Raw genomic sequence first — 24,643 nt, 5'->3', positions numbered from 1 at the left:
CCAGTGGGCAAGCGATCATTTTCCTACACCCCAAAAATCCTATAACTGAACCGGTTCCCTTTCACGCCAACTGCGAGGTGAACCATGTCTGACAACCAGCCCCTTTCCGATCTGCCCGCTGCCCACCCCGCTGCGACTAGCGCCGCCGGTGGCGGCTCAAGTCTCGCGCCCCTGCCGCAAGCGGGAGGGGAGAGTGACGGCGCGGCAGTGCCGTTAGCCCCTGCCCCTGAAGGAGAGGGGGAGCCGGGGCCCCAATCCATCACCCCCCACAACCAGTGGACCCGCGCCAAGATGGTGGCTTTCCTGCGCGAGCTGGCGGCGACGCAATCGGTGGCGGCGGCGGCCAAGGCCGTGGGGATGAGCCGGACCGCGGCCTATAACCTGCGCAATCGGCTGCAGGGGCAGCCCTTTGCGCTGGGCTGGGAAGTCGCGCTGGAATGCGGGATGCACGCGCTGGCCCAGGCGGTGATGGACCGCGCGCTCAATGGCGAGGAGATCCAGCACTTCTACCACGGTGAGCTGGTCGGCACGACGCGCCGCCATGATAACCGGCTGGCGCAATGGGTGCTGGAGAACCCGTGGCGCGTCGGCCGCCACCAGGTGGCGCGCGAATATGCCGGGGGCGATTTCGATGCCTTGCTCGAACGGATCGAGGCGGCCTCGCTCGGCTGGGAAGAGGGTGAGGCGGTGCCGGGGCCGGGCTGGCCGTTCGCGGACGAAGAGGACGCCCAGCGCGGCGAGGCGCACTTCCTGGGTGCAAGCTGGTACGCCGCCAATGCGGCCCCGCCGGCGCAGCGGCGCGGCCGGCCCGGGCGCTAGTCGCGCGGAGTTTTTTTTCGCGCCGGGCGGTCACAGGCCGTGAAACAGGCCGAAAGTGGCGGAACTCTGCGGGAAACAGCCTGTTGGAAGAAGCGGACGCAGTGTCAACTGTGTCAAGTCCAACGTAACGCTGCCGCCGTGGCGCGCGGCCGGGGGGTCAGGCGGCGGGCGCGGCCGCCTGGCCGCAGCCGACCGCCAGCACGGTCCGCACCCGCTCGGCCCGTTCCGGATAGATCCGGCTCTTGCCGACAAACCGGAACACGGCCGCGCCCTTGGTCACGTCATAGCCGGCCTGGCAGGCCAGCTGCGCGCCCAGCCGGTCGGCGGCGAGTTCGGCTTCGCGGCTGCTCTCGCCGTGGCCCAGGTACCAGTGGGCGATCTCGTGCCCGGCCAGCAGGGCGAACTCGTCCGCAGTCAGCCGGGTGGTCGCGCCGCGGGTGAAGGTGATGTGGCCAGCGCGGCTGTGGCCGTTGATGCTGCCGCTGGCGGTCAGGGCAAAGCTGGGCAGGCAGGGCCCTTCGCTGCCGTCGGCGCGGTACATCCGGCACTGCGGCAGCCCCGCGCCGGCAACGCGGGTCGCGATGGCAAGGTGATCGGGCGGCAGCATGCTTGCCCCCAGGATCGCTGCGATAAGGGACAATACCATCGTGCCGCTCGCCCAGATTGCCGGATGGCAAGGACGATGCCGCCAGACTGCTCAGCGCGGCGTGTGCGGGGTGGTTCGGGGAATCCCGTAGAAACGTGGTTAGCGGGCCGGATTCTGCGGGTTTGCCGCGCTCTCTCCCGCCAGCCGCCCGAGTGTGACGGCGGTGCAGAGGCCCATGGCGGGAAGGTAGCCCCATGAGGATGGGCCCGAGACCGAGCGCGCCGCGCCGCCGCCGGCGAGGAGGTTGGGCAGCGGCGTACCGTCTGGGCGGACGACGCGGGCCCGGGCGTCGATCTGCAGGCCGCCCTGGGTGTGATAGATCGCGCCGACCACCTTGATCGCCAGCAGGTCCCCGGCCGGGGGCGGGCTGGTCCAGCGGCGGCCGAAGGCATCGGGCTGGCCGCTGGCCAGGGCGGCGCGCGCTTCGGCCAGGGTCGCGGCCAGGGCGGCCGGGGGCAGCGGCGTGCTGGCCGCGGGGCGGACGGCACCCAGCCTGGCAAGCTGGGCGTACTCCGGGATCGGCATCAGCCGCTCGGCAATGCGGGCATCGTGCAGCGCCCAGACATGCCCATCGGGCTGGGCCAGCACGGCGTGGACCATCCCGGCGATGTCATGGGTCTCGTCGGCAAAGCGCTGGCCGGCCGTGTTGACCAGCACGCCGCCCTCGACCAGCAGCGGCGGGGGGACGGTCACCCCGTGCGGCTCGGCCAGCATGGGATAGCCCTGAAAAGCGCCCAGATCGCCGCTGGCCGCGCCCAGGGCCGCGCCGATGGATAGGGCGGTGCCCTGGCTGCCCTCGTGCCCGTGATTGCGCGCTGCTGCCATCTCGGGGATGTGGGCGGCGATCATTGCGGGGTTGGCGGCAAAGCCCCCGCAGGCCAGGACCAGCGCGCCGCAGCCGATGTGCTCGCTCGCGCCGCCGGGCCGCGCGATGGTTACACCGTGGATGCGGCCCGCGGCGTCGGCGTCGACCGCGGTCAGGCGGGCCTCGGTCAGCACCGGGATGCCGGCCTCGGCCAGGCGGACGTGGAGCAGGTCAACCATGTCCTGCCCGCCGTGTCCGGCCCAGCCGTGGATGCGCCAGGTCGAGTTGCCGTAGGACGGGCGGAAGGTGCGGTCGAGCGTCCAGGGGAGGTCGAGGGCCTCAACCATCCAGTCAAGCGTCGGGCCGGACTGGTGGGCCAGGGTATGGGCGATCACCGGGTCGGCCAGGCCCTTGGTCTTGGCCATGATGTCGGCCAGGAAGCGCTGCGGGCTGTCCTCGATCCCGGCCTCGGCCTGGGCGCGGGTCCCGGCGGCGGCGATCAGGCCCTGCGACATGCCGGAGGAGCCCATCGGCCGGGCCTCGGCCTCAAGCAGGGCCACCTCGGCCCCGGCGGCGTGGGCGGCCAGCGCGGCGATCGCGCCGCAGGCCCCGCCGCCGGCGATGAGGACGGGGATCGTGGTGTCGTAGTGGGTCATGGCGCCCGCGCTATCACGCCGGGCGGCGCGTGCTCTCACGGGCGAGCAGGGTGACCGGCACGCGGCGATCGGTGTTGGGCTCACCCGCGATGGTCGCCAGCAGCTTGTCGACCAGCATGGCTCCGGCGGCGGCGAAGTCTGGCTGGATGCTCGACAGCGGCGGCATGGCGTTGGCGCTGGCGCGGATCCCGTCGAAGCCGATCAGGCCAAGCCGGCCCGGGACGGCCACGCCGGCTTCGGACAGTTCGCGCAGGGTGCCCAGCGCGATCTCGTCGCAGACGGCGAAGATCGAATCGCAGGGGAGGCCCTGGTCGATGAGCTGGCGGGCGGCGCGGCGGCCTTGCTCCTCGCGCGAGATGCCCTCCTCGATCTCGACCAGGCGCGGGGTCAGCCCGGCTTCGCGCATGGCCTCGACATAGCCGTCGTAGCGCTCTTTGAACTGGCGCTGGAGCGAGGCTTCGGAGCCGATGCAGGCGGGGGCGGTGTAGCCGGCCTCGATCAGGTGGCGGGTGGCAAGGCGGGCACCGGCGTTGTTGTCGCTGCGGATCCAGTCAAGCTCGTCAAACGGGCTGCCCCAGCAAACCATCCGCGTGCCGCCCAGGCCCAGGTCGCGGTAATAGGTCCAGGCCGGCAGGTTCTGGGTCGTGCCGATCACGATCAGGCCATCGGCGCGGCGGCGGTCCTCATAGCGGCCCGAGAGGTTCTCCGGCCCGTCCTGGAAACTGACCAGCGTCTCGTACCCGCGGGCCGAGGCGGCGGCGCAGACCGTGCCGAGCAGCGAGTAGGTGAAGGGGTTGAGGTCCTTGCGGTCCTCATCCGGGCGGCAGATCACCACCACGGCCAGGGTGGCGGTGCGGCCGGAGCGGAGCCGGGCGGCGTTCTCGTCGACTGCGTAGTTGAGGCGGCGGGCAGCCTCGAACACGCGGGCGCGGGTCGCTTCGCTGACCACCGGGTCGCCCGCCAGCGCGCGGCTGACCGTGGACTGGCTGACGCCGGCCTCGGCCGCCACGTCGAATGAGGTGACGCGGAAGGCGCGGGGCTTGGTGGTGGTGGTGTCCCCCATGACCCGTGGGTTACATCGCCGAGATGCCGCCGTCGAGCTTGAGCTCGGCGCCGGTCATGAAGCGGCTCTCGTCACTGGCGAGGTAGAGCACGCCGTTGGCGATGTCGTCCGGGTGGCCGACGCGCTTGAGCGGGATCTGGCGGGCCAGCTTGTCCATGATCACGTCCTTGGGCTTGCCTGAGGAGGTGACCATGCCGTCAAGGATCGGGGTGTCGATAAAGGTCGGGTGGACTGAGTTGCAGCGGATGTCCCAACCCATCTTGGCGCAGTAGAGCGCGACCGACTTGGACAGCATCCAGACCGCCGCCTTGCTGGCGTTGTAGCCAGGCATGGTGTCGCTGGCGATCAGACCGGCGATCGAGGAGATGTTGATGATCGAGCCGGGCTGGTTGTCCTTGAGCAAGGGCATGGCCTTCTGGCAACCGAGGAAGACCGAATCGACGTTGACGGCAAAGCCCTTGTGCCAATCGGCCAGCGTGCAGGTTTCGATGTTGCCGCGCACCCCGATCCCAGCGTTGTTGACCAGGACCGAGAGGCCGCCGAGCTTGTCGGCCGCGTAGTCGACAGCGGCTACCCACTGGTCCTCGCTGGTTACATCGAGCGCCACGGAATGCGCGGTGCCAGCACCGAGCTCGGCGTTGATTTTGGCGGCTTGTTCGGCGGCGCCTGTGGCATTGATATCGGCGAGGAGAACCGTGGCACCTTCGCGCGCCAGCATCATCGCCTGGGCCGCGCCCAAGCCCTGTGCTGCGCCGGTGATTAGCGCCTTCTTGCCTGCAACCCGTCCTGCCATTTGCCTTGTCCTCTCCTGTTATCGGGAGGCTCTAGCCCAGCAACTCCGGGCCAAGCAAGAGCAGCAGCTTTACATCCATGGCATCGCCCCTGGCGCGGCGATCGGCGATAAAGGCGGGGAGGCCGGCGCGGGGGACGCGGTGGACCGTGATCTGCTCGCTCTCGGTCCCGCCGCCGGGACCGATCTTGGTGAGGTCATGCGCGCGCAGCAGGGTGAAGCTCTCGCTGACCATGCCGGGAGAAGAATGAAACTCACCCAGCACCTCGATCCGCCCGGCGCGGAAGCCGGTCTCTTCCTCAAGCTCGCGGGCGGCGGCCTCGGTCGGGTCTTCGCCCTCGGTCTCGTCGCCGATCAGGCCGGCGGGCAGTTCTATGCAGGCGCGGCCCAGGGGTACGCGGTACTGCTCGACCAGGATGACGTGGTCCTCCGGGTCGATCGCGATGATCACGGCAGCCCGGATGCCGCGCGCCCGGCTGACGTACTCCCACCGTCCGCGGGTCTTGGCGACGATGTACTTGCCTTCCCAGTGGACCTGTTCGGGCAGATCGCGATCGTCTTGGCTCATACTTCGATGACCCGGTCGGGCAACTCGTTCTGGTCATCGGCGGCGCGGGGAAAGTGCTGGGCCAGTACTGCGCCGACCTTTTCGACCGCGCCGACCAGCCCGCTGGCCAGATCGCCAGCGCGGATTCCGGAAAGGAGTGCCGCCATAGCCTCACCCCAAACCTCGGGGCTAACCTTGCTGGCGATGGCCGCGTCGGCGAGGATCTCGGCATGCTGCTCGCGCAGACTGACATAGATCAGGATGCCGGTGCGGCCATGGGTGCGGCGTTCCGCGCCGACCTTGAAACAAGTGATCGCGCGGGCGCGGGCCCGGCCGGCCTTGATGAAGCGCGGCACCAGGAACCACTTCAGTGGCGCCCAGAACTGCAGCAGCACCATGGCGATGAACTTCAGAATCGCGATGGTTGCGGCCAGGGTGGCGATCCCCTGGTGCGTCCATTCGCGGCCCCAGTCGCCCAGAACCAGGTCGTAAAGGTCGAGATAGAAGTCGGTGAAGACCGAGAAAACAGTCAACGCCGTGAGTGCGACGAAGCCGGCCCAGGCGAGGGCGATGTCAGCATAGCCGTCTGAACGTTCGGTGACGATCGTGACGATTTCGCCCGCGCTGTGGCTCTCGGCCTGGGCAACGGCTGCGGAAACGCGCTCGTGTTCGGCAACAGACAGGTGAACGGGCTTGGACATGGCTTACCAATCCCCCGAGGCGCCGCCGCCATCAAAGCCGCCACCGCCACCACCAAAACCGCCGAACCCGCCAAAGCCGCCGCTGTCACCGCCGCGTCCGCCCAGAGCCGCATTGATCGCAATGTTAGCGGCGATGTTCGCGGCAAGGTTGCCGGCCTCCCACATGACGATCCCGGCATCGGAATGGCGCCGCAGCCCATGCCTGCGTCGGCCTCGGCCGAACAGCATGATGAGGAACAGGATCAGCACGATCCAGAAGATCACCGCACCGATGCTGGCATCCTCGCTCCCGCCCCGCCGCTGCTTGGCTGCAGCGGCGGCTGCCTCGGCAACTGCCTTCGCGTCAGCCGGATCGCGGTTGAGCTGGGCGATGATCGCATCGACCCCGGCATTGATCCCACCGCCCATGTTCCTGGCTTTGAACAGCGGCGTTACCGTGTCGCGGATAATCCGGCCCGCCAGCACGTCGGGCAATCGCTCCTGTACGCCGCGGGCAGTATGGATGCGGATCTTGCGCTCGGTCGGAGCGACCAGGAACAGCACGCCCTGCTCGCTTTCTGCCCCGCCGATGTCCCATTTCTCGGCCAGCTGCTGCGCATAGTCTTCAACCGGCTGGTCATTGAGCGAGGGGACAGTGGCGACGATGATCGCTCTGCCCGTATCCTTGTTGTAGGCGCGCAGCTTGGCATCGAGCGCAGCCTCGTCGCCATCCGGAATGATCCCGGCGGCATCGAGCACCGGTCCGTCAGGGCGTGGCGGCAGTTCGGCCAGTGCGCCCGTGCCGGAAATCGCCAGGGTCAGCGATGCCAGCACGGCGCAAAGCCACAGGGCGATCTGGCGCATGGCGCCGCGCTCCGGCTCTGGGATTACTGCGCGGCCGCAGCGGGCGAGGCCGTAGCCGCCGCGTTATCGTTGGCCGGAGCAGCGGCAGCCGGAGCCCCCGTGGTGCCGAAATCGACCTTCGGCGCGACCGAAGCGCCAGGATCGGCCTTGAAGGCGACCATCGGCTTTGCGCCGTGGATCAACTTGGCGCCGATCGCGTCAGGGAAGGTGCGGATCGTGGTGTTATATTCCTGCACCGCTTCGTTATAGCGAGTGCGGGCCACGTTGATCCGGTTCTCCGTCCCTTCCAGCTGGACCATCAGATCGGCAAAGCGCGCCTGGCTCTGCAGCTGGGGATAGTTTTCGACCACGGTGCGCAGCTGGCCCAGCGCCTGGGTCAGCTGATTCTGCGCGTTCTGGAACTTTTCGAACGTCGCGGGGTCCGAAAGGTCTTCGGTCCGCACGTTGATCGAGGTCGCAGCCGCGCGCGCATTGGTGACGTTGGTCAGAATCTGGGTTTCCGAAGCGGCAGCACCCTTCGTGGTTTCGACCAGAGCCGGGATAAGGTCGGCGCGGCGCTGATAGGCGCTTTCGACATCGGCCCACTTGGCTTTGGCGTTTTCCTCAGCGGTCGGCACCGAATTGATCCCGCAGCCGGCCAGCGTGGCAGCAGCGGCGGCAACGAGGGCAAGGCGGCCGAAACGACGGACAATGGCAGCGGTCATGCAAGGCATCCCTATTCCAAGGCGGCCCACCCGGCCGCGACTGTGCAGGGATGTAGCGTGCGCATTGGCCGGTTCAAGCGGTCGACGCAAAAATCGTTGCAGTGCAATTGATTGTTGCCGCCACCAGGCTATCCTAGCAGGCGACATGGGCCCATGGAATGAGTGGAGGGGACGCAAAATGCTTAGCGAATTCAAGGCCTTTATCGCGCGCGGAAATGTGCTGGATCTGGCGGTCGGGGTGATCATTGGTGCCGCATTCGGCAAGATCGTTTCGTCGCTGACCGACGATGTGATCATGCCGGTAATCGGCTTCATGACCGGCGGGATCGATTTCTCGAACAAGTACACCGTTCTGGCAGGTGAAGCACCGGCCGGGGCAACGCTGGCGGCCGCCAAGGCCGCTGGTGCCACCGTGATCGCCTGGGGCAGCTTTGTAACGGCAATCATCAACTTCCTGATTCTGGCATTCGTGATCTTCCTGATTGTGCGCCAGGCCAACAAGCTGATGCCGCCGCCGCCTGCTGCCGCCGGGCCCAGCGAAGTGGACCTGCTGACCGAGATCAGGGATGCGCTGAAGAAGGGCTGAATTGCGGTGGTTCGCAGCTGAATGGGGCGGGGGCCAGGCTCCCGCCCTTTTCATTTGGGCCGGACTTCCCTATATAGGTCTTCGCCGGGTTCGCCCGGCTATGGCGATAAACTGCGGCGTGCAATAGGCGCAGCGGACCCGGGGGCGGTACCCGGCGGCTCCACCACTTTCCCTGCCCCGGCAGGGACAATGACGGGGCCGAACTAGGATCGACGTGTGTTGAAAAGCGCTGTTTTTGCCCGGGCTGAGTAACCCGTTCAAGGCTCAAAACTCACAAGTGCCAACGATAACGAAGCACTTGCTCTTGCTGCGTAATTCTAGGGCCTAGCGGCCTGAAGTTACACTACCAAGAACGGGGTCCGGGGCGTACCTTGCAACAGAAACGCCCCACTTCCTCATTACAGTGCGGACAGGCCATCCGTCGACAGCGCGCCAGACAAGCAAACCGTCTTGAGCCAATCTGAAAACGATCGGGTTCAGGCGGCCTTGCTGGATTCTTCGGCCAGACGCTTTTCGTGCTTCAGGCAATCGAGGATCTTGGCGCCGGCCATGAAGACCGCACCGGTGCAGGCAAGGAACAGCAGCTTGCCGCCAAATCCCGGAAACTTCGTCAAATAGACCGAGCCACGCTCAACCGCGCCAAGCGCCAGGGCATAGATGATCAGATAGGCCTCAAGCGGGGTCTTGATCATAAACAGGCGCCTGATCTTGTTGAGCATGATCCCTCGCATATCCTTAATTAGGATTGGAGCAACCATCATGCCAAATCAGGACATCCGCGCAAGCCACTGGTTAACAGCCTGTCCCATTGTAAGGCACATCGACGTTAAGCGAGCTCGGTCAAGTCGAGAGCCGCAAGCAAGGCATGCCGCGCGGCGACAATCTTTGCGGCCAGGATGGGATCGCCAAGCTCGTCCGGGCGGATCGCTTCGGGCCAGTGCTTGGCAACCACAGTCTCGATCAGCGCGATCTTTGCTTCGTCGAGCAGGAAGCGCGGATCGACGGTAGCCGGGTCTGCAACCACCCGCAGCCGCAGGCAGGCCGGCCCTCCACCATTGGCCATCGACTGGCGGACATCGACCGGCAGAACCCGGCGGATCGGTCCATTGCTGGCCAGCATGCCATCGAGCCAGGATCGCACGCGGGGATGCTCCCACGCTTCAAGCGGGATGACCAGGCCCATCTCCCCTGACGGCAGCGTGAGCAGCTGTGCGTTGAATAGGTAACTCTTGATGGCATCGGCCAGGCTCACGGCGTTGGCCGGGACAATCACGATCTCCGCCTCGGGCAGTGCCGCGCGGATCGCGGCATAGGTGCCTGCGGGGTCTGCAAAGGCCAATTCATGGGTGAACAGCACACGCTCATTGGCCACGGCCACCACGTCGTTGTGGAAGGCTCCAGCGGCAATCGCCTCGGGGTTCTGCTCAACGAACAGGGTTCGCGCCGGATCGAGGCCGTGGAGCCGCGCAACGGCGCGGCTCGCCTGTTCGTGCTGGCGCGCGGGGAAGGGGCCGCCGCTCTTGCCATAAACGAAGATCTCGATTCCCGGCGCGCCGTGATCCGTCCCCATCCGCATATGGTTGGCCGCGCCTTCGTCCCCGAAGCAGGCAGGAACGGCGTCGTGCACGGCGAAGTGCGCCGGATCGGCAAAGGCGACGCGCAACTGCTTCACCGTATCGGGCCATTCCTGGCTACGGTGCGGCATAGTGACCAGGTTTGCGGCGGTCAGGTGGCAGCGCCCGTCCGCCGTGTCTGGGCCGGGCGAAACAGTCGCGGCGTTGGCCGTCCACATCGAACTGGCCGACCAGGCGGCGGCCAGTAGCCGGCGATCCTCGCTGCCGTCGGCCCCGATGGCGGACAGAAAGGGCGCGTTGGGCCGGGGCAAAGGCAGCAGAAAGCCCTGCACCAGGCCCAGCGCCAGGTTGTGGCGCATCTTGCCCAGCCCCTGCAGCGCTGCGGCGCGCGGATAGGAAGTGTCCCCGGCATTGCTGGCCGAGGCGATATTGCCCAGGCTGAGCCCGGCGTAGTTATGGCTGGGGCCAACGATCCCGTCGAAGTTGATTTCAGTCAGGCTCATGGCTCAACCCCGTGCAACATGGGTGACGGACATGCCGGGTTCGATCCCGAGCACCGCGGCCCCGCCCGGATCGAGCGCGATGCCACCTTCCCGTTGTTCGACCCAGCCATAGGTAGTTCGGAAGCCAGCCAGCTTGCCGGTTGCAAGCAGACGCTTATCGCCCCGCTTGTGATCGCCAAGGGCGGGATCGATCGCTACCACCTGATCGTCCTGCGCCTCGCGGATCGAGCGGATCTGGTCGGTTCGCACCGTCATCGTTGGGCCGCCATCGAAGATATCGATGTAGTTTTCCCAGGCAAAGCCTTCTTCTTCCAGCATCCGCATGGCAGCCCGGCCCGATGGGTGGGGCACGCCGATCACAGCCTTCGCCGCTTCGGACAACATGGCGATGTAGACGGGGTGCTTGGGCATCAGATCGGCAATGAACTGATTGCCGAACTTGGCATTGAACTCATCCGCGTCCTGGAAATTCATTCCGAAGAACCGCCCCGCGACCCCGTCCCAGAATGGCGAACCGCCGGCCTCGTCGATGACCCCGCGCAGTTCGGCAATGCAGCGGTCAGCAAAGCGGGCGCGGTGGTTGCGGATGAACAGATAGCGGCTGCGGGCGATCAGCATGCCCAGGCCCCCGGCGCGCTCACCCGGGTGCAGGAACAAGCCGCCTACCTCACTCGCGCCTTCAAGATCAGTCGACAAGTTTAGGATATCGGCTCGAAAAGTGCGACCCAGCTCTTCGCTGTGCTGGGTCAGTGCACCGATCCGGTAGGAATAGAACGGCCACTTAAGCCCGACCGCCGAGAAGATCTGGCAGGTGCCGCGCACTTCGCCGGTAGCGGTGTTCTCCAGCACAAAGACAAACAGGTCGTCGCCCAACTCGTCGTCGGTCCGGGCAAAGGCAGCAGCCCCGCGCTCCAGCTTGGCGATCAGCGCCTTGCGATCGGGCGGCAGATTGGTGAAGCCGCCGCCGGTCCGCTTGGCCATCTCGTAAAGGTGCTGAAGGTCGTCGGCATTGGCCGAGCGGATCACGAAGGTCACAAGGTTACTCCGGTAGCAAGACGGTGCAGGACGAGGGCGGACAATTGCGCGCGCTCGGCCAGGCTGGGGACGATCAGGAATTCGTCGGGTGAGTGGATCGAACCGCCGCGAACGCCCATGGTATCAACCACGGGCACCCCGCAAGCGGCAATATTGTTGCCATCGCAGACCCCGCCCGAGCTCTGCCAACGGATCGCTTGGCCCAGCGCCGCACCGCAATCTCGCACCAGCTCGAACAGCCGTTCGGCCGGCGGGTCGAGCGGCTTGGGAGGACGGCTAATCCCGCCGTGGCGATGGATTGATACATCATGCTCGGCGGAAACTGTGGTGATCAATTCCTTGATCTGCAGCTCGAACCAATCTGCAAGCCCGGTTTCCATGGGGCGGATATTGAAGCGCAGCACGGCGTGATCAGGCACGACATTGTTGGCGCTGCCGCCATCGATTCTGGCTGGATTGATGCTCAGGCCCGGCCGCTCGAGTGCCTTGAGGCCCAAGGCCAGCGCGGCGGCGGCGACGATAGCGTTGCGACCATCCTGTGGATTGCGGCCCGCATGGGCCGACCTGCCGGTGATGATCAGGCTGTAGTTCCCGCTGCCGCCGCGGGCCCCGGCCAGGGTGCCATCGGGCAGGGCAGAAGGTTCATAGGTCAGCGCCGCAACCTTGCCCGCTGCCAGTTGGGCAATCAGCGGGGCGGAAGACAAGCTGCCGGTTTCCTCGTCCGAATTCAGCAGCACGTCATAGCCCACGCCCGAGGCCGCAGCGCTCGCCTCGAAAGCCTTGAGCGCGGCAAGGATTACCGCGATGCCGCCCTTCATGTCCGCCACGCCGGGGCCATTGAGCGTCTCGTCGTCAAGCCACCGGGTCGTCTGGAACGCATGGTCGGCGGGGAAGACCGTATCCATGTGCCCGGTCAGCAGGAAACGGCGGTTGGCACCGGGCCGGACCCGCAGCACCAGATGCTTGCCGTAAGCCGCCTCGACTTCTCGCCCGTCGGCGGCGACCACGCCGACCCTGGCCGGATCGACCAGCGCAATCTCCCCGGGAAGCGCAGCAAACTCGCCCGCCAACAGGGCGACATAGTTCGCCAGTCCGGTCAGGTTGCCCGTGCCGGTGTTGACCGCACTCCAGGCCAGGACCTGATCCAGCATCGGCGCTGCATCGACGCTGGCGATCAGCGCGGCTTCAGTGGGCGTAAGTTGTTGCATGTGTTACCACCTCTAGCCGAGGCGGAAGGGGGTTCCAACCCCCGGCACAAAAGTCCCCCTCCCGCTTGCGGGAGGGATTAGGGGGGGCAGGTTAAAGTGAGATGCGGGCCCCACCCCCAACCCCTCCCGCAAGCGGGAGGGGAGACAGTTGCCATCCCTTCGCAACTGCGGCATAGGCGCGTGACTTCCTCCCCGGGATCGTTGATGAACCAGTCGGCAGCACGTCATCGTGCTGCGCGATTCCATGCGTGCGAGGTACAATGAGCGATCGGGTTGAGAAGTCGGGCCTGCAAGTCGATGCGGCGCTCGCCGCCTTTATCGAAAATGAGGTTGTCAGCCCGCTGGGCCAGGAGTTGAACAAGTTCTGGGCCGGTTTCGCCGTCCTAGTGGAGCGCTTCGTTCCCGTGAACCGTGCACTCCTTGCCAAGCGTGAGGACCTGCAGGCGCAGATCGATGCCTGGCATGTGGCCCGCGCCGGACAACCGATCGACGGCGGTGAATACCAGGCTTTCCTGCGCGAGATTGGCTACCTGGTCCCGGAACCGGCACCGTTTCAGGTCGGTACGCAGAACGTCGATCCCGAAATTGCGACCATGGCCGGGCCGCAGCTGGTCGTGCCGGTCCTCAACGCCCGCTTCCTGCTGAACGCAGCCAATGCCCGTTGGGGCAGCCTTTATGATGCCTATTATGGCACCGACGCACTCGACGCTGCGCCGGCCCGTCCGGGTGGCTATGACGAAGTGCGCGGCGCCGCAGTGATCGCGGCAGTTCGCAAGTTCCTGAACAGCGCGATCCCCGGCTGGGAAGCAGCGCTGAGCGGCGGCGCCTGCGAATACTTGGTCGCGGCCAAGCCTGGCGGTTACCTGTTCCGCCACAATGGGCTGCACATCGAAGTGGTGGTCGATCCGGCGCACCCGGTCGGCAAGACCGATCCGCTCGGCATTGCGGATGTCCTGCTCGAATCGGCGCTCACCACGATCTGCGACCTTGAGGATTCGATCGCGGCCGTCGATGCCGAGGATAAGCTCAATGCCTATCGCAATTGGCTGGGCGTGATCCGCGGTGACCTTGCCGAAACCTTCGACAAGGGTGGGCGGCAGATGACCCGCACGCTCAATGGTGACCGCACCTGGGGCGATCTGACTCTTTCGGGCCGCAGCTTGCTGTTTGTCCGCAATGTCGGCCACCTGATGACCAACCCGGCAATCCTGCTGGCCGATGGCAGCGAGATTCCGGAAGGGATCATGGACGCCGTCGTAACCAGCGCGATCGGCGCGCATGACCGGGCCGGGCTGTGCAAGTACGGCAACGGCCGCCACGGCAGCATCTACATCGTCAAGCCCAAGCAGCACGGGCCGGAAGAGTGCGCCTTTACCAACGACCTGTTCGATGCGGTCGAAGACCTGCTCGGCCTGCCGCGCCACACCGTGAAGGTGGGCGTGATGGATGAGGAACGCCGCACCTCGGCCAACCTTGCCGCCTGCATCCATGCGGTGAAAGACCGGATCGTGTTCATCAACACCGGCTTCCTCGACCGGACCGGGGATGAGATCCACACCTCGATGAAGGCCGGCGCGATGATCCGCAAGGCTGACATGAAGGCCTCTTCTTGGATCGCGGCTTACGAGGCGCGCAATGTCCAGATCGGCCTGTCCTGCGGTCTCTCGGGCAAGGCGCAGATCGGCAAGGGCATGTGGGCTGCGCCTGACCTGATGGGCGAAATGATGGTCCAGAAGATCGGCCATCCGAAGTCTGGCGCCAATACCGCCTGGGTGCCGTCACCCACTGCCGCGACGCTCCACGCGATGCATTACCACGCGGTCGATGTTTTCGCGGTGCAGCAGGAATTGGCTGGCAAGCCCACCCCGGGCCTCGACCCGCTGCTGACCGTGCCGCTGGCGCAAGGCACCAATTGGTCGGACGAGGAAGTACGGGCCGAACTCGACAACAACGCCCAAGGGTTGCTCGGCTATGTCGTACGCTGGATCGACCAGGGTGTCGGCTGCTCCAAGGTGCCAGACATCAATGACATCGGCCTGATGGAAGACCGCGCGACGCTGCGCATTTCTTCGCAGCACATGGCCAACTGGCTGCTCCACGGCGTTTGCACGAAGGAGCAGGTTATGGACAGCCTGCGCCGCATGGCCGCCAAGGTCGACGCCCAGAACGCCGGCGATCCGCTCTACGAACCGCTGGTCGGCAATGAGGAGGCCCCGGCCTTCCGCGCGGCGCTGGACCTGGTGTTCAAGGGCGTGGAACAGCCCAGCGGTTACACCGAGCCGCTGCTGCATCAGTGGCGGCGCGTGAAGAAGGGCTAACCTGAAAATCCTCCCTGTTTTTGGCGTAGCCTCAAATGGGGAGGTGGCATTTGCGAAGCAAATGACGGAGGGGTGATGGACGCTGCGTCATTACCCCTCCGTCTCGCCTGCGGCGATCCACCTCCCCATTTGCACTGCGTGCAAACGGGGAGGATTAGGCAGTGAGCGCCCGGGCGAGGCTGACGAACTCCGCCACGCTTAGCGTCTCGGCGCGGCGGGCGGGGTCAATGCCGAGGCTCTCCAGCGCTTCCAGCGCACCAGGCAGGCCCTTCAGGCTCTGGCGCAGCATCTTGCGGCGCTGGCCGAAGGCGGCTTCGGTAACGCGCTCGAGCATTCGGGCGGAAACGCCGTCCGGCATTGCGGCCGGGGTGACGTGGACCACGGCGCTCATGACCTTGGGCGGCGGCGTGAAGGCGCTGCGGTGGACCTTCATCGCGATCTTCGCGTTGGAGCGCCATTGGGCCAGCACGGCCAGGCGGCCATAGGCATCGCTGCCCGCCTCGGCGATAATCCGCTGCGCAACTTCAAGCTGGAACATCAGCGTCAGCGAAGCCCATTGCGGCGGCCAGCCTTCGCCGCTGAGCCAGCCAACGAACAGCGCTGTGCCGACATTGTAGGGCAGGTTGGCGACAACGTGGTACGGGCCTTCAAGGCCGTGATCGACCTTGGTCGCATCGCCCTCGATTACCCGGAGCTGGCCGGGAAAAGCCTCGGCCAGTTCGGCCAGTGCGGGCAGGCAGCGCCGGTCCATCTCGATTGCAGTGACCTGCGCTCCGGCCCGCAAAAGCGCACGCGTCAAGCCGCCGGGGCCAGGGCCAACTTCGAGGACCTGCTCGCCCTTGAGCTTGCCCGGGATCGCGGCGATCCGGTCAAGCAATTGCTCATCGAACAGGAAGTTCTGGCCGAGCGCCTTGGAGGCGAACAGGCCGTGGCGGTTGATGACATCGCGTAGCGGCGGCAGGTCAGCCAAGATCCACTCCGGCGCGGCGGGCGGCAATCTCACCGGCCATGCGGATCGCGGCGATGGTTGCGCCGGGATCGGCAACGTTCTGGCCGGCGATGCCGAAGGCGGTGCCGTGGTCGGGGCTGGTGCGGACGATTGGCAGGCCCAGCGTGACGTTGACGCCTTCGTCAAAGTCCAGCGCTTTCAGCGGGACCAGCGCCTGGTCATGGTACATGCACAGCGCCGCATCGTAGGTCGCCCGGGCGCGGGGTGTGAAGAGGGCGTCGGCGGGGTGCGGGCCGGTCGCATTGATGCCTTCTGCCTGGAGCGCGGCAATCGCTGGGGCAACCACGGCGGCGTCCTCATGCCCCATCCGGCCGTCTTCCCCGGCATGCGGATTGAGCGCGGCAATGGCGAGGCGCGGGCGTTCGATGCCGAAGTCTCGTGCCAGGGCTTGTGCCACGATCCGGCCCTTGCGGACAATCAGGTCGGTCGTGACCAGTCCTGGAACAGCGGCGAGCGCGACGTGGACCGTCAGCGGCACGGTCCGCAGCGTCGGCCCGGCCAGCATCATCACGGCGTCTTCGGCCGCAATGCCGCAGGCCGCGGCGACAAATTCGGTCTGGCCGGGATGGGCGAACCCAACTTCGGCCAGTAGCGACTTGGCGATTGGCGCGGTGACCAGTCCCCAGCAATCGCCATTGCGGGTCAGCTCGGTCGCTTCGGTAAGCGAGGCGAGGGCGAGTTCCGCCCCGGCGCGGCTGGGCGCCCCCGGCGTATAGTCGCCATCGGCACCGGCCAACGCAGGCAGGACAAACTCAAAGCACTCCAGCGCCTCGGCCGGATGGAACACCTCGCGGATCGGCACCGACAGGCCGCGCGATTGGGCGGCTGCGGCCAGGACCTCGGCCCCGCCAGCCACGACGAATGGCGGCAGCATTGCGGCCTCGCGCGCGGCCCAGGCAGCCGCAATCAGTTCGGGTCCGACACCCGCCGGATCGCCCAGCGATACGACGAGTGCCCCCTCGCTCACTTCGCGATCAGTCGTAGTCGATCACGGCGTCGCGCCGCAGGTCGCGCAGATAGGCCTGGGCCCGCTTGTTGACGCGCTCGTCTTCGATCTGGCCCTGGATCTGCTCAAAATTCGGTGCGGTTGCGTCCTTGGGATCGTCGCGGCCGCATAGCATCAGCACACGCACGCCATCCTGGATCGAACCGAAGGGCGGGGTCACTTCGCCCAGCGTCATGCCCAGGACCAGATTTTGCAGCGGCCCGGGCAGGTCACGCGCCTTGATCTGGTCATTGGTAACCACTTCGGCGCCCTGCTGCTGGGCAATCGCATCTACCGTGCCGCAACCGCGCGCGGCGCGGACCGCATCAGCGAAAGCGCGGGCCTTGGCCGTAGCCTGGGCCTCGGTCGTGCCGGGCGGGAAGCTGATCGAAAGCTGCTTGAGGCTGAGCACTGCGTCGCGCGGATCGGCGGTCAGGACCTGGCGCTTGTCAATCAGCGCAACGATCGAAAAACCGCCGCGAATCTCGATCGGGCCGGCCAGCTGGCCGGTCTGCAGGCTTTGCAGCGCGGTGCCGAGTTCAGCCGGCAATTGGCCCAGGCGGACCCAGCCGAGGTCACCTCCGACCGAGGCGGTCGAGGCTTCGGAGAACTGGCGGGCATAGCCGACAAAGCTGCCGCCCTGGCGGAGCTGTTCGACGATGCGGGTCGCGTTGGCCAGCACGGCTTCGCGATTTTCGGCCGTGGCGGAGAGGAAGATTTCGCCAACGCGGTATTCTTCGGTGCCCTTGGAATCCTGCATCCGCTTCAGCACTTCGCGCACTTCATCATCGGACACGTTAACGAAGGGCTGGACGTTGCGGCGCAGCAGCCGCTGCCACGAAAGCTCGCCACGGATCTGGCGCTTGAGCGAGGCGGGCGACGAGCCGATTTTGGTAAGGTAGGCTTCCATGGCCTTCGGATCCTGGCCAAAGTTCTGGCCGGCGATCCGGGTGTAGGTCTGCTCAATCTCTTCGGGTTCGACCTCGATCTTCTGGGCGGCTGCTTCCTGGATCTGGAGCGTTTCATCCATCAGGTTGCGCAGCACCTGCAGCTTGAGCCGCTTAAGTTCCTCATCATCGATCTTGCCGCCGCTGGCAGCAACCAGCAGCGCGACGCGCTGATCGATATCGGTGCCGGTGATGATCTCACCGTTCACCACCACCGTTGCCTTGCGGTAGTTCGGATCGTTCTTGACGAAGAAGTTCGGGTTCTCGGGCAGGGAAAAGCCGCCGCCTGTGGTGGGGGCATTCTGCGCCACAGCGCCCCCGGCCAGCACCAGCGCGGCAATGGCCAGCGTATAGCGGAGCGGGCGGCGCGAAATGGAAATAGGAGTCACCGTCAGTTCAATCCCCAAAGCGGCGCGGAACAGGATTTCCGGCCGGACTTGCCAGAGCCATTGACTCCGGCTGGCTTAACCCAAGCTGATCAGGCCACCACCATTGCCGGGCCGGATAGCGCGTTTGTGCCGCCCTCGCAAATGTCCCGATCACCGGAAACCCCAACTATCGGAAGCCCAGGTTGCGCACGGCTATGCTCACCTGGAAGGTGTTGCCGCGGCGGGCATCGCCCGTGGCCACGAAATCGCGCCGCCAGGTGAGCGCGAGTTGCAGGCAGTCGTCATCGTATGCGACACCGAGCCGCGTGCGCAGCGCCTGGAACCCGTCGGTGGTCAGCGTCGGGTCTTCATTCTTGCCGGTCAGGTTGAACACGCCAGAACCAAAGACCGACCAGTACCGGGCAAAGGCAACCCGGCCCGCCACACGCAGTTCTTCACGGTCCTTAAGGTCCTCGGCAATGGCGGCGATATTGCGATTGAGCCGCAGGTAACCGATTTCGGCATAGGTCCGCTCGTTGCCGATCGCGGCATCGATTTCGTTGCGGCGGACGGCGAAGTTGTCCTTGTCAAGCCGGAAGCGGTGGGTGAGGCGGACAAAGTCCTTGAAGCGGATTTCGGTCCGCCCAACAATGTCGGAACTGCGGCTGGACAGGCCCGTCCCATCCGGCAAGAGCGTGGGCTTGCTGGTCAGGCGATAGGATTGGCCGATTGTCGTCGAAACGCGCCAGCCGGGCCGTTCCCACTGCCAATCGAACCCATAGGTAAAGCGGACCCCGTCCTCGATCCGGTCATAGCCGGGGAAGCGATTGAGCGCGAAGAGGTTAGAATCTTCGAGATCTATCGCGCGGGCATCTTCGTTCGGGATCGCCAGGTTGCGCAGGTTCGGGCTGGCGACCACCTGGAAGCGCGGGGTCAGGACCTGGGTGCCGCCCAGGAACTCGCCCAGCAGCGGCCACTTCACGTCCATCGCCGCCGTGGCGAGGCCGCGGGTCTGCCAGCCGGGGTTGCCGCGATAGACCGCAGTCGCAGTCAGGTTGTTCTCGTCCGAATTGTAGACATCGCCGCGCGCCAGGGCGGTAAAGGTCACTTCCTGGCCCAGCCCGGTGATCCGCCGCATGTCCCAGCGCGCCTGGGCAAAGGCGCGCTGCGTGTCCTGGCCGGTGGTGCGGGTGATCGCCATCGAATTGGCCTGGAGCTCGATCTTTCCACCCAGCACCGCATCGGGCAGGCGGCGGCGATAGTCGATCACCGGCAGGGCAACCGGCACCTGGCCCTGGGCATCCCCCACCCGCAGCGTCTGGGTCGCCCAGCCGGCGATCGACAGGTAGGAATTGGGATCGATCCGCTCCGCCTCGATCACCGAGCGGAGGCGATCGTCGCGGCTGATGTCATAGCGGCGCAGGAAGGTGCGGTCGGATGCGACCCGGCCCGAAGCCATGATCGACCAGTTGGGTGAAAGCTGGAACCGGCCATTGCCGGCCAGATAACCGCGGAAATCGCGCTGGCTGCCAGCCGCCGCTCCGCCAATCGGAATGCGCGAAGAGCGGGTGGCATAGCCGGTGATCTGGTAGGCGCCCATGCTGGTCAGCTGGCGGTACTGGCCCGAGATCATCGGCAGGGCCGCAGTATAGACATAGCCCGTCAATGCCAGATCACGGTTGTTGCCAAGCCGCTTGTAATAGGTCTGCGAAAATTCCACCCCGTTCGAGGCTGACAGCCGCACATCGGGGATCAGCAGGCCGGAGATCGGCCGCCCGTCGCTGGTCAGCACCAGGCCCGGCATCGGCAGCAAGCGGGCGCCGAACAGCTCGAGCCGCGCGCCCTTGAAGCGGATCAGCTTTTTCGTATCGTCATAGGTGACCCGCTCGGCGGTGATCCGCCAGCTGGGCGTTACCGGGCAACCGGCGCTGTCTTCCACCGCGCAGGCCGAATAGACCGCGTTCGACAGCACCACCGTGCCATCGGGCGCGCGGCTGCCATTGGCGGCGGCCAGACGTCCGCCTTCGCGCAGGGCGAGCAGCATGTTCTGCATGGCGCCAGCGCGCAGTTCATCGTCCAGCATCAGCGAATCGGCGAACAGCTGGTTGCCATCGGCATCGACCAGCCGGATCGAGCCGCTGGCCTCCACTTCGCCGGTCTTGCGGTTCCACACCACCTTGTCCGCGCGGACCGATTGATCGCCCCGCCGCATCACGACATTGCCAAATGCGGTTACGCTGTCCGAGGCATCATCATAACTCAGGCCATCGGCCTCGAATGCAACTGGTGCATCAGCCTCGCTTTCGCTGGCCGGCGGATTCGGCGGTACATCCTGCGCCTGGGCGCCGCTGGCAATGGCCAGCAAGGCAAGCGCCAGCGCGCCGGATTTCCAGCCGCGAAGCGCGCAACGGGGGCAGGGCGACCGCAGCCGCACGGGGAGATGCATGGCTTGCCTATCGCACCGCCCGCGCCTAACTGCAATCCACGCTAACCAAGGTCGACCCGCTATCGGTTTCGGCCCGTCGCAGGTTTTTCCCGGAGCTATCATGCAGATCGAATTCGTCGCCGGCCCGCTCGCCGCCACTGTTACGCCCGTTGCCCGTATTGTTGATCAGGATGCTCTGCCGGCCGATCTCGACCCGGTCCTGGCCGAAAGCGCGCGCGCCGCGCGGTTTACCGGCAAGGTCGGGCAGGCCCATGACGGTTTCGTAAGCCGCGACGGCGGGGTTGTCCGGATCGCCTTGGCCGGTGCGGGGGATGCCAAGGCCAAGGACCGCACCGCCGCGCTGGAACGCGCCGGGGCGGCGCTGACGGCCAAGTTCCTGACTTCGGGGGAGAGCACTCTGACGCTCGACCTCACCGGGACCAAGCTGTCGGGCGCTGACGTCGCCGCCGTTCTGCTGGGCGCTCGCTTGCGCGCCTGGCGCTATGACATCTACCGCACCAAGTTGAGCGACGAGCAGAAGCCCAGCCTCAAGACCCTACGTGTTGCTGCGGCACCGGAAGGCACCGAAGCAGCCTGGGCCGTCGAAGCTGCGCTGGCCGAAGGCGTGGAATTCACCCGCGAGTTGGTGACCGAGCCGGCGAACGTCATTTATCCTGCCAGCTTCGTCGAGCGGGCACGCAAGCGTTTCGAAGGGACCGGCGTCAACATTCGCGTTCTTGGCCGCGACGAGATGGCAGCGCTTGGCATGGGCGCGCTGTTGGGCGTGGCCCAGGGCTCGGTCCGCGAGCCTCACCTGCTGGTCATGGAATGGAACGGCGGTGCGGCAGGCGAAAAGCCGACCGCCTTCGTCGGCAAGGGCGTGACCTTCGATACCGGTGGGATCAGCCTCAAGCCGCCAGCCGGCATGGAAGACATGAAGTGGGACATGGGCGGTGCGGGTGCAGTCACCGGAGCCATGCTCGCGCTGGCCAGGCGCAAGGCCAAGGCCAATGTCGTCGGCATCTGCGGGCTGGTTGAGAACATGCCCGATGGCAATGCCCAGCGCCCGGGTGACGTGGTTACGACCATGTCAGGCCAGACGGTCGAGGTGATCAATACCGACGCCGAAGGCCGGCTGGTGCTGTGCGATGCGATCACCTGGACGCAGAAGGAATTCGCCCCCGCGGCAATTGTCGATCTCGCCACGCTGACCGGTGCGATGATCATTGCACTGGGTCACGAGTATGGCGGCCTGTTCTCGAACGACGATGGTCTTGCTGGCAAGCTGCTTGCTGCTGGCGAAGCTTCGGGCGACAAGCTGTGGCGCCAGCCGCTGGGCGCGGCCTATGACAAGCTGATCGACAGCCCGATTGCCGATATGAAGAATGTCGGCCCGCGCGAGGGCGGCTCGATCACGGCGGCGCAGTTCATCCAGCGCTATGTCGACAAAGGCACCCCGTGGGCGCACCTCGACATCGCCGGGATGGTCTGGGCGTCGAAGCCGGGCCAGACCTGGGACAAGGGCGCGACCGGCTATGGCGTGCGCGTGCTTGACCGCTTCGTGCGCGACAACCTGGAAGCCTGAGCCATGCCGCGGATGCGGCGCAAGGCGGATCTGCCCAGCAAGATCTGCGCCGCCTGCGGCCTCAGCTTTGCCTGGCGCAAGAAGTGGGAGCGCGATTGGGACAATGTGAAGTATTGTTCCGATCGCTGCCGCCGTGCGAAAGGTTCGGCATGAAGGTCGATTTCTACCAGCTCAGCCGCGATCCGGCCGAAAAGGTGGTGCCGCTGCTGGCGCGCAACACCTTGAAGGCGGGTGAGCGACTGCTGGTGGTTTCGGCGGACGATGAACTGACCGGACGGATCAGCGCGCGGCTGTGGGAAGGCGCCGAGAGCTTCCTGGCCCACGGACTGTCGGGCGGATCGCACGACGCGCGTCAGCCGATCCTGCTAGCCGATGCGCCGCAGCCAGCCAACGGCGCGCGCTTTGTCGTGCTGGCGGATGGCGTGTGGCAGGACGCAGCGCTTTCGTTTGATCGCGCATTCCTGTTGTTCGACGGCTCGACCATCGAAGCGGCCCGCGCCACCTGGCGCACGCTCGACGGCAACGATGGCGTCGAGCGGCGCTATTGGCGGCAGGAAGAGAGCGGCAAGTGGGTCCAGGCGGCCTGAGCCGCCCGCGGCCTCAATCCATCAGGACAATGTCCCAGTTGTAACGTGCCACGCCATCGGCACGGGCTACGGTGCGCACTGCATCGCCGCCCATTTCCTTATAGAGCGCGTCCTTGGCGTTGGTTGCTTCCTCATCGGGGAAATACATCTGCGTGATCAGACGATGCGTCCGCCCGCTGACGTCAAAATGGATGTGCGGGGTGCGGTGGCCGATCGGCGATTCATAACCTGCCGGCTTGATCGTGGTGATGCGCCATTCGCCCTGCTTGCCGCTGGCAATGGCGGCGAAGCCCTGGAAATCGGGATCCAGCGGGGCGGTGGCGACATCGTTCGGGTGGGCATAGCGGCCGGCAGCATTGCATTGCCACAGTTCCAGCTTGGCGCCGCTCACCGGATTGCCATAGCGATCGAGCACCCGGCCGGTCACTTCGATCACCGTGCCTTTGGCGCGGTTCTTGTGCCCCTTGATCATGGTAAGGTCGGCATCGGCCTCGGCCAGCCGCTGGATCGGATAGAACGGGCCAATGGTCTGCCCCGGCGTCATCGCCTTCATTTCGGCAGCCCTGGCTACTCCGGCTCCAAGCAAGGTTGCCGCGGCCAGCGCCGTGCCGGCAAAGGCCCGGCGGGACATCAAGTGATCGTCGTCACGCATAGTGGTTCTCCCCCATGCGACCCGACAGCGAGGCTAATCCTCCTTTGCCCCGAACCCAAGCGAAATAAGCGAGCAGCCCAGTGCCTTGCGGCGCAGCATTTTCCCGGCTAGGGGCGCGCCATCTCTCCCAAGCATAATACGCAAGGACGAACACCATGGCGGTTACCCGCACCTTTTCGATCATCAAGCCCGATGCCACCCGCCGCAACCTGACCGGCGCGGTCACCAAGATGCTGGAAGAAGCCGGCCTGCGCGTCGTTGCCTCGAAGCGCATCCACATGACCCGCGAACAGGCCGAAGGTTTCTATGCGGTCCACAAGGAACGCCCCTTCTTCGGCGAACTGTGCGAATTCATGATGAGCGAGCCGGTGGTCGTCCAGGTGCTGGAAGGCGAAGATGCCGTTACCCGCAACCGCGATATCATGGGCGCCACCAACCCGGCTGACGCCGCCGAAGGCACCATCCGCAAGACCTTTGCCCTGTCGATCGGCGAGAATACCGTCCACGGCTCGGACTCGGAAGAAAACGCGGCGATCGAGATCGCCTTTTTCTTCAAGCCCGAAGAAATCGTCGGCTAAGCTCTGCGCCTGATCGGTGAAAGGGGCCGCTGGAGCGATCCGGCGGCCCTTTTTCTTTGCCGATTTGACCGAGCGCAAGGCGGACCCGGCAGGGCTGGGCGAAGTTTCCCTCCATCACGAGAGGAGACTTCATGTCGAACACCCCGCACCAACTCGCTACCGAATTCCCGAACGATCACGCACTGCTGCACGAGTTGAAGCTGCATAACCCGCACTTCGTATCGCTGGCCGATCGCTATCACGCAGTGAACGGCGAGATTCACCGGATCGAGGCGGGGCTCGAGAACACCTCTGACGAATATGCCGAAACGCTCAAGAAGCAGCGCCTCGCCCTGATCGACGAGATTGCGGCGATGCTGGCAAAGGCCAAGGCGGCGGCCTGATTTGCACCCTCGTCATGCCCGCTTTCGCGGAGGTGACGAGGTGTGGTAGCGATCTCCAAAAGGAGACTTGCGATGAAAGGCATGGGCGGAGACGGCGGCGAGGATTGCCCGTTCCAGTTCAACTTCGATCCCGCCACCTTCAAGGTCGGCGATACGGTTAGTTACCGCGTCAGCTCGATGGAGGACTGGCCTTTCGTTGGCACCCTGCTGGAAGTGCACGAAGATCACGTGGTGATCAGCCCAGGGCCGAATGAGCCCGACGCCCGTTACAAGGGGACGCGCGAAAGCCGCCCGATGGTGGACGGCAGCGAGATTTGAGATCGTTT

Annotated in this window: 26 protein-coding genes and 1 other RNA gene; 10 read left to right on the top strand and 17 right to left on the bottom strand. The window is 65.8% G+C overall.

Annotated features, from left to right (window positions below):
* Window positions 1-291 precede the first annotated feature (291 nt).
* Window positions 292-819: a hypothetical protein gene (locus FRF71_RS00845; protein WP_147088769.1), complete on the top strand. Its 528-nt coding sequence runs from the start codon at window positions 292-294 to the stop codon at window positions 817-819.
* A gap of 157 nt (window positions 820-976) precedes the next feature.
* Here the strand turns inward: FRF71_RS00845 and FRF71_RS00840 are convergent, their stop codons facing one another.
* From FRF71_RS00840 to FRF71_RS00805, 8 genes are all read right to left on the bottom strand, one after another.
* On the bottom strand, window positions 977-1,459 hold the full coding sequence (locus FRF71_RS00840) for a M48 family metalloprotease (RefSeq protein ID WP_147088768.1): 483 nt from the start codon (window positions 1,457-1,459) through the stop codon (window positions 977-979).
* A gap of 105 nt (window positions 1,460-1,564) precedes the next feature.
* On the bottom strand, window positions 1,565-2,926 hold the full coding sequence (locus FRF71_RS00835; RefSeq protein ID WP_147088767.1) for an FAD-dependent oxidoreductase: 1,362 nt from the start codon (window positions 2,924-2,926) through the stop codon (window positions 1,565-1,567).
* A 13-nt stretch (window positions 2,927-2,939) separates the two neighbouring features.
* Window positions 2,940-3,989 carry a LacI family DNA-binding transcriptional regulator gene (locus FRF71_RS00830; RefSeq protein ID WP_192900021.1) on the bottom strand — a complete coding sequence of 350 codons (1,050 nt, stop codon included), beginning with the start codon at window positions 3,987-3,989 and terminating at the stop codon, window positions 2,940-2,942.
* 10 nt (window positions 3,990-3,999) lie between these two features.
* Entirely contained in the window at window positions 4,000-4,782 is a 783-nt protein-coding gene (locus tag FRF71_RS00825; protein ID WP_147088766.1) for an SDR family oxidoreductase, read from the bottom strand.
* Window positions 4,783-4,813: 31 nt separating this feature from the next.
* A complete protein-coding gene (locus FRF71_RS00820) occupies window positions 4,814-5,347 on the bottom strand; it encodes an NUDIX hydrolase (protein WP_147088765.1) in 534 nt (177 codons plus the stop codon).
* Complete coding sequence (locus tag FRF71_RS00815) at window positions 5,344-6,027, bottom strand: TPM domain-containing protein (protein WP_147088764.1); 684 nt, start codon at window positions 6,025-6,027, stop codon at window positions 5,344-5,346. The genes FRF71_RS00820 and FRF71_RS00815 overlap by 4 nt, the downstream gene beginning before the upstream one ends.
* Before the next feature lie 3 nt (window positions 6,028-6,030).
* On the bottom strand, window positions 6,031-6,870 hold the full coding sequence (locus tag FRF71_RS00810; protein WP_147088763.1) for a TPM domain-containing protein: 840 nt from the start codon (window positions 6,868-6,870) through the stop codon (window positions 6,031-6,033).
* A 23-nt stretch (window positions 6,871-6,893) separates the two neighbouring features.
* Window positions 6,894-7,574, bottom strand: coding sequence for a LemA family protein (locus FRF71_RS00805; RefSeq protein WP_147088762.1), 681 nt, complete (start codon window positions 7,572-7,574; stop codon window positions 6,894-6,896).
* Between the two features lie 178 nt (window positions 7,575-7,752).
* Between FRF71_RS00805 and mscL the strand changes: the two genes are divergently transcribed.
* Together mscL and ssrA are read left to right on the top strand one after the other, a co-directional pair.
* A complete protein-coding gene (gene mscL, locus FRF71_RS00800; protein ID WP_147088761.1) occupies window positions 7,753-8,160 on the top strand; it encodes a large conductance mechanosensitive channel protein MscL in 408 nt (135 codons plus the stop codon).
* A gap of 43 nt (window positions 8,161-8,203) precedes the next feature.
* Window positions 8,204-8,552, top strand: a transfer-messenger RNA (tmRNA) gene (gene ssrA, locus FRF71_RS00795).
* 84 nt (window positions 8,553-8,636) lie between these two features.
* Here the strand turns inward: ssrA and FRF71_RS00790 are convergent.
* From FRF71_RS00790 to FRF71_RS00775, 4 genes are all read right to left on the bottom strand, one after another.
* Window positions 8,637-8,879, bottom strand: coding sequence for a hypothetical protein (locus FRF71_RS00790; protein ID WP_147088760.1), 243 nt, complete (start codon window positions 8,877-8,879; stop codon window positions 8,637-8,639).
* A gap of 107 nt (window positions 8,880-8,986) precedes the next feature.
* A complete protein-coding gene (locus tag FRF71_RS00785) occupies window positions 8,987-10,237 on the bottom strand; it encodes an N-succinylarginine dihydrolase (protein WP_147088759.1) in 1,251 nt (416 codons plus the stop codon).
* 3 nt (window positions 10,238-10,240) lie between these two features.
* Complete coding sequence (locus tag FRF71_RS00780) at window positions 10,241-11,272, bottom strand: arginine N-succinyltransferase (RefSeq protein WP_147088758.1); 1,032 nt, start codon at window positions 11,270-11,272, stop codon at window positions 10,241-10,243.
* The gene (locus FRF71_RS00775) at window positions 11,269-12,480 is read right to left on the bottom strand and encodes a hydrolase (protein ID WP_147088757.1); all 1,212 of its coding nucleotides are present in this window, start codon (window positions 12,478-12,480) and stop codon (window positions 11,269-11,271) included. Before FRF71_RS00775 ends, FRF71_RS00780 begins: the two co-directional genes overlap by 4 nt.
* A 260-nt stretch (window positions 12,481-12,740) precedes the next feature.
* Between FRF71_RS00775 and FRF71_RS00770 the strand changes: the two genes are divergently transcribed.
* Window positions 12,741-14,798, top strand: coding sequence for a malate synthase G (locus FRF71_RS00770; protein WP_147088756.1), 2,058 nt, complete (start codon window positions 12,741-12,743; stop codon window positions 14,796-14,798).
* A 154-nt stretch (window positions 14,799-14,952) separates the two neighbouring features.
* Here the strand turns inward: FRF71_RS00770 and rsmA are convergent, their stop codons facing one another.
* The 4 genes from rsmA to FRF71_RS00750 all read right to left on the bottom strand — a co-directional run bounded on the left by rsmA (window position 14,953) and on the right by FRF71_RS00750 (window position 20,553).
* Complete coding sequence (gene rsmA, locus FRF71_RS00765; RefSeq protein ID WP_147088755.1) at window positions 14,953-15,768, bottom strand: 16S rRNA (adenine(1518)-N(6)/adenine(1519)-N(6))-dimethyltransferase RsmA; 816 nt, start codon at window positions 15,766-15,768, stop codon at window positions 14,953-14,955.
* Window positions 15,761-16,774: a 4-hydroxythreonine-4-phosphate dehydrogenase PdxA gene (gene pdxA / locus FRF71_RS00760; RefSeq protein ID WP_147088754.1), complete on the bottom strand. Its 1,014-nt coding sequence runs from the start codon at window positions 16,772-16,774 to the stop codon at window positions 15,761-15,763. Before pdxA ends, rsmA begins: the two co-directional genes overlap by 8 nt.
* 7 nt (window positions 16,775-16,781) lie before the next feature.
* A complete protein-coding gene (locus FRF71_RS00755; protein WP_420359388.1) occupies window positions 16,782-18,128 on the bottom strand; it encodes a peptidylprolyl isomerase in 1,347 nt (448 codons plus the stop codon).
* Window positions 18,129-18,294: 166 nt separating this feature from the next.
* On the bottom strand, window positions 18,295-20,553 hold the full coding sequence (locus FRF71_RS00750) for an LPS-assembly protein LptD (protein ID WP_147088753.1): 2,259 nt from the start codon (window positions 20,551-20,553) through the stop codon (window positions 18,295-18,297).
* 100 nt (window positions 20,554-20,653) lie between these two features.
* On the opposite strand from FRF71_RS00750, the gene FRF71_RS00745 reads away from it, so the two are divergent.
* From FRF71_RS00745 to FRF71_RS00735, 3 genes are read left to right on the top strand one after another with little or no spacing between them, the layout of a single operon-like run.
* Window positions 20,654-22,117 carry a leucyl aminopeptidase gene (locus FRF71_RS00745; RefSeq protein ID WP_147088752.1) on the top strand — a complete coding sequence of 488 codons (1,464 nt, stop codon included), beginning with the start codon at window positions 20,654-20,656 and terminating at the stop codon, window positions 22,115-22,117.
* 3 nt (window positions 22,118-22,120) lie between these two features.
* The gene (locus FRF71_RS00740; protein WP_147088751.1) at window positions 22,121-22,270 is read left to right on the top strand and encodes a DUF2256 domain-containing protein; all 150 of its coding nucleotides are present in this window, start codon (window positions 22,121-22,123) and stop codon (window positions 22,268-22,270) included.
* A complete protein-coding gene (locus FRF71_RS00735) occupies window positions 22,267-22,704 on the top strand; it encodes a DNA polymerase III subunit chi (RefSeq protein ID WP_147088750.1) in 438 nt (145 codons plus the stop codon). Before FRF71_RS00740 ends, FRF71_RS00735 begins: the two co-directional genes overlap by 4 nt.
* A 13-nt stretch (window positions 22,705-22,717) precedes the next feature.
* On the opposite strand, the gene FRF71_RS00730 is transcribed toward FRF71_RS00735, so the two are convergent.
* Complete coding sequence (locus FRF71_RS00730) at window positions 22,718-23,356, bottom strand: dioxygenase family protein (RefSeq protein ID WP_147088749.1); 639 nt, start codon at window positions 23,354-23,356, stop codon at window positions 22,718-22,720.
* Window positions 23,357-23,511: 155 nt separating this feature from the next.
* On the opposite strand from FRF71_RS00730, the gene ndk reads away from it, so the two are divergent.
* The 3 genes from ndk (at window position 23,512) to FRF71_RS00715 (ending at window position 24,635) form a co-directional block, all read left to right on the top strand.
* A complete protein-coding gene (gene ndk, locus FRF71_RS00725) occupies window positions 23,512-23,934 on the top strand; it encodes a nucleoside-diphosphate kinase (RefSeq protein WP_147088748.1) in 423 nt (140 codons plus the stop codon).
* A gap of 131 nt (window positions 23,935-24,065) precedes the next feature.
* Window positions 24,066-24,317 (top strand): HP1242/YdcH family protein, encoded by a 252-nt coding sequence (locus tag FRF71_RS00720; protein ID WP_147088747.1) that lies wholly within the window; start codon window positions 24,066-24,068, stop codon window positions 24,315-24,317.
* A gap of 72 nt (window positions 24,318-24,389) precedes the next feature.
* On the top strand, window positions 24,390-24,635 hold the full coding sequence (locus FRF71_RS00715) for a hypothetical protein (RefSeq protein WP_147088746.1): 246 nt from the start codon (window positions 24,390-24,392) through the stop codon (window positions 24,633-24,635).
* The last annotated feature ends 8 nt before the right edge of the window (window positions 24,636-24,643 follow it).

It is taken from the genome of Novosphingobium ginsenosidimutans, assembly GCF_007954425.1.
GTDB lineage: Bacteria > Pseudomonadota > Alphaproteobacteria > Sphingomonadales > Sphingomonadaceae > Novosphingobium > Novosphingobium ginsenosidimutans.
Note: the sequence above shows the minus strand (reverse complement) of the source record. Positions and strands in the feature narration are given on the sequence as shown.

Bases quoted from the DNA above. Each gene is read 5' to 3' on its own strand.
- mscL (WP_147088761.1), top strand. From the start codon at position 7,753: ATGCTTAGCGAATTCAAGGCCTTTATCGCGCGCGGAAATGTGCTGGAT.
- FRF71_RS00820 (WP_147088765.1), bottom strand. From the start codon at position 5,347: ATGAGCCAAGACGATCGCGATCTGCCCGAACAGGTCCACTGGGAAGGC.
- FRF71_RS00830 (WP_192900021.1), bottom strand. From the start codon at position 3,989: ATGGGGGACACCACCACCACCAAGCCCCGCGCCTTCCGCGTCACCTCA.
- FRF71_RS00770 (WP_147088756.1), top strand. From the start codon at position 12,741: ATGAGCGATCGGGTTGAGAAGTCGGGCCTGCAAGTCGATGCGGCGCTC.
- FRF71_RS00845 (WP_147088769.1), top strand. From the start codon at position 292: ATGGTGGCTTTCCTGCGCGAGCTGGCGGCGACGCAATCGGTGGCGGCG.
- FRF71_RS00785 (WP_147088759.1), bottom strand. From the start codon at position 10,237: ATGAGCCTGACTGAAATCAACTTCGACGGGATCGTTGGCCCCAGCCAT.
- FRF71_RS00730 (WP_147088749.1), bottom strand. From the start codon at position 23,356: ATGCGTGACGACGATCACTTGATGTCCCGCCGGGCCTTTGCCGGCACG.
- FRF71_RS00805 (WP_147088762.1), bottom strand. From the start codon at position 7,574: ATGACCGCTGCCATTGTCCGTCGTTTCGGCCGCCTTGCCCTCGTTGCC.
- FRF71_RS00720 (WP_147088747.1), top strand. From the start codon at position 24,066: ATGTCGAACACCCCGCACCAACTCGCTACCGAATTCCCGAACGATCAC.
- FRF71_RS00745 (WP_147088752.1), top strand. From the start codon at position 20,654: ATGCAGATCGAATTCGTCGCCGGCCCGCTCGCCGCCACTGTTACGCCC.
- FRF71_RS00735 (WP_147088750.1), top strand. From the start codon at position 22,267: ATGAAGGTCGATTTCTACCAGCTCAGCCGCGATCCGGCCGAAAAGGTG.
- FRF71_RS00790 (WP_147088760.1), bottom strand. From the start codon at position 8,879: ATGCTCAACAAGATCAGGCGCCTGTTTATGATCAAGACCCCGCTTGAG.
- FRF71_RS00810 (WP_147088763.1), bottom strand. From the start codon at position 6,870: ATGCGCCAGATCGCCCTGTGGCTTTGCGCCGTGCTGGCATCGCTGACC.
- FRF71_RS00815 (WP_147088764.1), bottom strand. From the start codon at position 6,027: ATGTCCAAGCCCGTTCACCTGTCTGTTGCCGAACACGAGCGCGTTTCC.
- FRF71_RS00750 (WP_147088753.1), bottom strand. From the start codon at position 20,553: ATGCATCTCCCCGTGCGGCTGCGGTCGCCCTGCCCCCGTTGCGCGCTT.
- FRF71_RS00715 (WP_147088746.1), top strand. From the start codon at position 24,390: ATGAAAGGCATGGGCGGAGACGGCGGCGAGGATTGCCCGTTCCAGTTC.
- FRF71_RS00740 (WP_147088751.1), top strand. From the start codon at position 22,121: ATGCCGCGGATGCGGCGCAAGGCGGATCTGCCCAGCAAGATCTGCGCC.
- FRF71_RS00775 (WP_147088757.1), bottom strand. From the start codon at position 12,480: ATGCAACAACTTACGCCCACTGAAGCCGCGCTGATCGCCAGCGTCGAT.
- FRF71_RS00835 (WP_147088767.1), bottom strand. From the start codon at position 2,926: ATGACCCACTACGACACCACGATCCCCGTCCTCATCGCCGGCGGCGGG.
- ndk (WP_147088748.1), top strand. From the start codon at position 23,512: ATGGCGGTTACCCGCACCTTTTCGATCATCAAGCCCGATGCCACCCGC.
- FRF71_RS00825 (WP_147088766.1), bottom strand. From the start codon at position 4,782: ATGGCAGGACGGGTTGCAGGCAAGAAGGCGCTAATCACCGGCGCAGCA.